This is a genomic window from Nocardioides iriomotensis (genome assembly GCF_004168035.1).
Lineage (GTDB): Bacteria > Actinomycetota > Actinomycetes > Propionibacteriales > Nocardioidaceae > Nocardioides_B > Nocardioides_B iriomotensis.
Map to the genome: position 1 here is coordinate 1 of NZ_SDPU01000047.1, position 5932 is coordinate 5932.

6 protein-coding genes are annotated in these 5932 nt (G+C 71.0%); 3 read left to right on the forward strand and 3 right to left on the reverse strand.

From position 1 onward, the window contains the following. Positions 1-88 precede the first annotated feature (88 nt). Complete coding sequence (locus tag ETU37_RS22940; RefSeq protein ID WP_129989821.1) at positions 89-883, forward strand: PIG-L deacetylase family protein; 795 nt, start codon at positions 89-91, stop codon at positions 881-883. Here ETU37_RS22940 and ETU37_RS22945 read toward each other — a convergent pair. Genes ETU37_RS22945 through ETU37_RS22955 form a run of 3 tightly spaced genes read right to left on the reverse strand, consistent with a single transcriptional unit; the run spans position 876 to position 3492 of the window. Beyond that, positions 876-1898 (reverse strand): agmatine deiminase family protein, encoded by a 1023-nt coding sequence (locus tag ETU37_RS22945; protein WP_206054152.1) that lies wholly within the window; start codon positions 1896-1898, stop codon positions 876-878. The genes ETU37_RS22940 and ETU37_RS22945 overlap by 8 nt on opposite strands. Further along, positions 1895-2872: a nitrilase-related carbon-nitrogen hydrolase gene (locus ETU37_RS22950; RefSeq protein ID WP_129989823.1), complete on the reverse strand. Its 978-nt coding sequence runs from the start codon at positions 2870-2872 to the stop codon at positions 1895-1897. Before ETU37_RS22950 ends, ETU37_RS22945 begins: the two co-directional genes overlap by 4 nt. Beyond that, complete coding sequence (locus tag ETU37_RS22955; RefSeq protein WP_206054153.1) at positions 2869-3492, reverse strand: TetR/AcrR family transcriptional regulator; 624 nt, start codon at positions 3490-3492, stop codon at positions 2869-2871. The genes ETU37_RS22950 and ETU37_RS22955 overlap by 4 nt, the downstream gene beginning before the upstream one ends. Positions 3493-3827: 335 nt before the next feature. On the opposite strand from ETU37_RS22955, the gene ETU37_RS22960 reads away from it, so the two are divergent. Continuing rightward, positions 3828-5255: an aspartate aminotransferase family protein gene (locus ETU37_RS22960; protein WP_240755907.1), complete on the forward strand. Its 1428-nt coding sequence runs from the start codon at positions 3828-3830 to the stop codon at positions 5253-5255. A gap of 38 nt (positions 5256-5293) precedes the next feature. Continuing rightward, on the forward strand, positions 5294-5932 hold a 639-nt coding region (locus ETU37_RS22965), incomplete at its 3' end, for an alanine dehydrogenase (RefSeq protein WP_420819127.1).

The window sequence follows — 5932 nt, forward strand, 5'->3', positions numbered from 1 at the left end:
CTGACCGACGCCACAGCGCACTCGGAGGACGCCCGCCAATCAGCCGCCTGGCACCAACGTGATGGCCGGGTACAGCTAGGTTCGATCCGTGCCTCGCAATCGGACCCTTGCCTGCGTCTTCGCGCACCCGGACGACGACGCGTACGGGGCAGCGGGCAGCGTCGCGCTGCACGCCGACGACCCGGACTTCAGGTTCGTCCTGATCCACGCCACGCGCGGCGAGCAGGGGGACATCCGAGACGGGTTCCCGGCCACGCGCGAGACCCTCGGGTCGGTTCGCCAGGGCGAGGACGAGGCTGCGTGGCGAGCCCTCGGCCGCGTTCCTGACCGACACGAGTGGCTGGGCCTGCCGGACGGTGGCGTCGCGGAGGTTCCCTTCGACGACGTCGTCTCGGGCGTCGCGCGGATCCTCGACGAGGAGGATCCCGCCGTCGTGGTCACGTTCGGCCCGGACGGCGTCTTCGGCCATCCGGACCACATCGCGATCGGTGCGGCCACCGACGAGGCGTTCCACCGCCTGCGCTCCGGTGGCAGGTCCGGCTTCCAGCGGCTGCTGCACGGCGCCGTACCGGAGTCGGTGTTCGAACGGTGGAACCGCCAGCGCGCCGAGCTCGGGCTCTACACCTTCGACCCGACTCAGACGTACCACATGCGCGGCATCCCGGACGAGCAGATCCGGGTCACGGTCGACTGTCGGGCCGTCGCCGGTCGCATCGTGGCCGGCCTCCGTGAGCACAAGAGCCAGCTGCACGTCATGTCCGACGACCCGACGAACACCGCGCAGTGGGAGAGGCGCGTCGGGCGGGAGTGGTACGCGATGGCCTGGCCCGTGCGCGAACGCGACGCACCCATGCTGACCGGTGTCTTCGACGAGCTCAGCTGAGAGCCGGCCGTGAGGGCTGCTGCTGCGTGATGCAGTGCAGCCCGCCGCCGCGGGCGAACACCTCGCGAGCGTCGACGCCGACGACCTCACGACCCGGGTAGACCGAGCGCAGCACGTCGCGTGCCTCCTCGTCGTGCGGGTCGTCGAAGGTGCACGCCACGACACCGCCGTTGGTGACGACGTGGTTGACGTAGGAGTAGTCGACGAAGCCCTCGTCGTCGCGCAGGGTCGAGGGGGCGGGGATGCGCACGACCTCGAAGCCCTCGCCCTGGAGCAGGTCGACGACCTCGGCGCTGACCGCGTGGTCGGGGTGGGCGGGGTCGCGCTGGTCGTGCACGAGGACGGTGCCGGGCGAGGTGATCGTGGCGACGATGTCGACGTGGCCGCGGGTGCCGAACTGCTCGTAGTCGCGGGTCAGGCCGCGGCGCAGCCAGACGACCCGGTCGACGCCGATCCGGGCCGCGAGCTCGCGCTCGACGTCTGCCTTGGTCAGGTCGGGGTTGCGGCCGGGGTCGAGCTGCACGGTCTCGGTGACCAGCACGGTGCCGCGGCCGTCGACGTGGATGCCGCCGCCCTCGTTGACCAGGGTCGAGGGGACGTACTCGCAGCCGGACAGGTCGACCATCGCGGACGCCACCTTGCTGTCGAGGTCCCACGCCGCCCACGCCTGGGCGCCCCAGCCGTTGAACGTCCAGTCGACCCCGCCGAGCCTGCCGTCCTCGTCGAGCACGAAGGTCAGGCCGATGTCGCGCATCCACGCGTCGTTGAGCGGCTGCTCGACGATCGTCACCTCCGACGACAGCATCCGGCGGGCGAGCGCTGCGTCGGCCGGGTCGACGACGATCGCCACCGGCTCGAAGGCGAGCACGGCGTGCGCCGTCTCGGTCCAGACCCGGCGCGCCACCTCGATCTCGCCGGCGTCGGCGCCGAGCGAGGGGGAGGCCGGCGGGAACGCCATCCAGGTGCGGTCGTGGGGAGCGGTCTCGGCGGGCATCCGCCAGGTCACGTCGCTCATGCCGGCACCTCGCCGTACGGCTTGGCGTGGTCGACCGGCGCGGTGAGCGCGGCGTAGGTGTCCGGACGGCGCGTGGCGAGGAACGGGAACAGGTCGAGCCAGTCGCGGCGCTGCTCGAGGTCGAGGTCGGCGACGAGCACGGCCTCCTCGTCGCGCGGCGCCTGCACCAGGACGCGACCGTAGGGGTCGGACACGAACGACGAGCCGTAGAAGGTCAGCTCGCCCTCGTTGCCGGTCCGGTTGGGCACGACCATGAACGTGCCGGCGGTGATGCCGTTGGCCACGATCACCTGCTGCCACAACGGCTGGGTGTCGAAGTCTGGGAACTTCGGCTCGGAGCCGATCGCCGTCGGGTAGACGAGGAGCTCGGCGCCGCCGAGGGAGTAGGCGCGGGCGAGCTCGGGGAACCACTCGTCCCAGCAGGTCGGCAGGCCGAGCCGCGCGCCGCCGAGGTCGGCCACCTCGTAGACGGGGAAGGGGTCGGTGGCGGGACCCTGCCGGAAGTAGGTGTCCTCGTAGTAGCCGGCGCTCACCGGGATGTGCAGCTTGTGGGTGCGGCCGACGACCTCGCCGTCCGGCGAGACCAGGATCGCGGTGTTGAGGCCGAGGCCGTCGTCGGCGCCGGCAGCGTCGGCGTTCTGGTAGAGCGACGCGTGCACGAAGACGCCGTGGGTCTTGGCGGCCCGCGCAGCCAAGGCGTACGTCGGACCGCTGGTCAGCTGCTCCGCGTTGTCGGCGGGACGGCCGGTCGCGCGCTCGTGGGCGGGGTACTTCGACAGCGTGAGCTCGGGAAGGAACACCACCTGGGCGCCCTCGCCGGCCGCGGTGCCGATCGCGTCGGTCAGCACGCCGGCGAGCTCGTCGGCGTCGGGGCGCCAGGCGTGCTGCACGAGCCCGACCCGCAGCGGCGGGCGCTGCGGTCGGCGGGCGCGCGCGAGCGACGGGGGCGTGGTGAGGTTGGTCAGCAGCTTCACGGGGTCTCCTCGGGAGTCTGTGCGGTTCCAGTGTGTGACGCGGTGGAGGCGTGGACCAGGCGGCCGGTCGCCTCGGAGAGCAGGCTGTGCGCCTCCTCCAGGGACAGGCCGCCGGCGAGCCAGCGGTTGGAGAGGCCCTCGACGAGGGCGGTGAGGATGGTCGCGGTCCGGACCGGGTCGGTGACCTCAGCGGTCCCGGCGGGGCCGGACTGCTGGACGGCCGTCACGGATCGGGCGACCTCGTCGACCCAGGCCGTCGTGGTGCGGCGCATCGGCTCCTGGAGGTCGGTCTCGAAGACCGCCAGCGCGCGGAGCTCGTTCCAGGCGGCGGAGTTCTCGCGGACCTCCTCGTCGTCGCCGAGCTCGGCGAGCAGCTGGGCCTCGAGGTCGTCGTACGGCGACGCGTCGCCGCGCGCGCCCTGCGCCCGCACGTCGTTGGCGTGGTCGTTGATGTAGTCGAGCGTCGCGCCGAGCAGGCCGGAGCGGTCGGTGAAGTGGTAGTAGAGGAGGCCCGGCGAGACGCCCGCCTCGTCGGCGACGTCGGTGACCCGGAGCCCGCGCACGCCGTCGCGGGCGATGCGGCGGGCGGCCGCGCGGAGGATCTGGCTGCGGCGGCCCATCAGGACGCCACCTCCTCGCGCACGGCGGCGTCGGGGATCTGCTCGACGCCGGCCTGCTCGATGCGCCCGAAGGATTCGGACCGCTCGACGGGTTCGGGCACGGGGCACCTCCGGGACGGGAAGGGGAGCGACGGACGGACCGAGTCTCGTCCAAACTGAAAACTCAGTCAATACTGGATCGCGCATGAATCTCTGATCTGACAACGGATTCCGATGGTTGTGCCGACGAGTAACGACGGATCCACTTGCATTCGGTACGGCGTCCATGCACGATGGGCGACGTACCGGCGACGCGCCGGACCCCCGACCGAACCCCTCGCCGAGGACCGATACGCATGTCCAGCCCCGACCAGCAGACGCCGCAGCCGATGCACGCCGAGACCTACGCCGACCTCCAGAAGTCGGCGCGCGACCACCTCTGGATGCACTTCACCCGGCACTCGACCTACGCCACCTCCGAGGTGCCGGTGATCGTGCGCGGCGAGGGCGCCTACGTCTACGACGCGCACGGCAAGAAGTACCTCGACGCGCTCGCCGGCCTCTTCGTCAGCCAGCTCGGCCACGGCCGCGAGGACCTCGCCGAGGCCGCGGGGCGACAAGCCAAGGAGCTGGCCTTCTTCCCGCTCTGGTCCTACGCCCACCCCAACGCGATCGAGCTCGCGGAGCGGGTGGCCGGCTACGCGCCGGGCGACCTCAACAAGGTCTTCTTCACCACCGGCGGCGGCGAGGCCGTCGAGACGGCGTGGAAGCTCGCGAAGAACTACTTCAAGGTCACCGGCAAGCCCACCAAGCACAAGGTGATCAGCCGCGCCATCGCCTACCACGGCACGCCCCAGGGCGCCCTGTCGATCACCGGGCTCCCGGGCATGAAGGCGCCGTTCGAGCCGCTCGTGCCGTCGACGTTCCGGGTGCCCAACACCAACATCTACCGCGCCCCCGACTACCTCCCGCACGACGCGCAGGGCCGGGCCGATGCTGAGGCGTTCGGCCGCTGGGCGGCCGACCAGATCGCGGTCGCGATCGAGAACGAAGGCCCCGACACCGTGGCCGCGGTGTTCCTCGAGCCGGTGCAGAACTCCGGCGGCTGCTTCCCGCCGCCGCCCGGCTACTTCCAGCGGGTCCGTGAGATCTGCGACGAGTACGACGTACTCCTCGTCTCCGACGAGGTGATCTGCGCGTTCGGCCGGCTCGGCCACTACTTCGGCGCGGAGCGCTACGACTACCAGCCCGACATGATCACGTTCGCCAAGGGCCTCACGTCCGGCTACGCGCCGCTGGGCGGCATGATCGCCACCGACCGGCTGATGGAGCCGTTCCTCAAGGGCACCGAGACGTTCCTGCACGGCTACACCTTCGGCGGCCATCCCGTGTCCACCGCCGTGGCGCTGGCGAACCTCGACGCGTTCGAGAACGAAGGCATCAACAAGCGCGTGCTGGAGAACGAAGGCGCGTTCCGCGCGACGCTGGAGAAGCTGCTCGACCTGCCGATCGTCGGCGACGTCCGCGGCGACGGGTTCTTCTACGGCATCGAGCTGGTGAAGGACAAGGCGACCAAGGAGACGTTCAACGACGCGGAGTCCGAGAAGCTGCTGCGCGGCTTCCTCTCCAAGGCGCTGTACGACGCCGGTCTCTACTGCCGCGCCGACGACCGTGGCGACCCGGTCGTGCAGCTCGCGCCGCCGCTGATCTGCGACCAGACGCACTTCGACGAGATGGAGCAGAAGCTCCGCGACGTGCTCACCCGCGCGCTCGACGTCCTCTGACCACCCCCGTACCCCCGAACGAAAGGCCCAGATACGCCATGAGGATCGGCGTCCCCAAGGAAGTCAAGAACCACGAGTACCGGGTGGCCCTCACCCCCGTCGGTGCCTTCGAGCTGAGCGCGCGCGGGCACGAGGTGTACGTCGAGCGCGGCGCGGGCCTCGGCTCGCAGGTCACCGACGAGGAGTACCTCGCGGCCGGCGCCAAGCTGCTGGAGACCGCCGACGACGTGTGGGGCAGCGCGGACATGGTGCTGAAGGTGAAGGAGCCGGTGGCTGAGGAGTACCACCGGATGCGGGAGGGGCAGACCCTGTTCACCTACCTGCACCTGGCCGCGGACCAGCCGTTGACCGAGGAGCTGATGACGCGCCGGGTCACCGGGATCGCCTACGAGACCGTGCAGCTGCCCTCGGGTGGGCTGCCGCTGCTGTACCCGATGTCGGAGGTGGCCGGCTGCCTGGCCCCGCAGGTCGGCGCCTACTCGTTGATGAAGGCGCAGGGCGGTCGTGGGGTGCTGATGGGCGGCGTCGGCGGGGTCGCGAACGCGAAGGTCGTGATCATCGGCGCCGGCGTCAGTGGTCAGAACGCCGCGAACATCGCGCTCGGCATGGGTGCGGACGTGACGCTGCTGGACACCGACCTGGACAAGCTGCGGATGTCGTTCTGGCGCTACAACAAC

Bases quoted from the DNA above. Each gene is read 5' to 3' on its own strand.
- ETU37_RS22945 (WP_206054152.1), bottom strand. From the start codon at position 1,898: ATGAGCGACGTGACCTGGCGGATGCCCGCCGAGACCGCTCCCCACGAC.
- ETU37_RS22955 (WP_206054153.1), bottom strand. From the start codon at position 3,492: ATGGGCCGCCGCAGCCAGATCCTCCGCGCGGCCGCCCGCCGCATCGCC.
- ETU37_RS22960 (WP_240755907.1), top strand. From the start codon at position 3,828: ATGTCCAGCCCCGACCAGCAGACGCCGCAGCCGATGCACGCCGAGACC.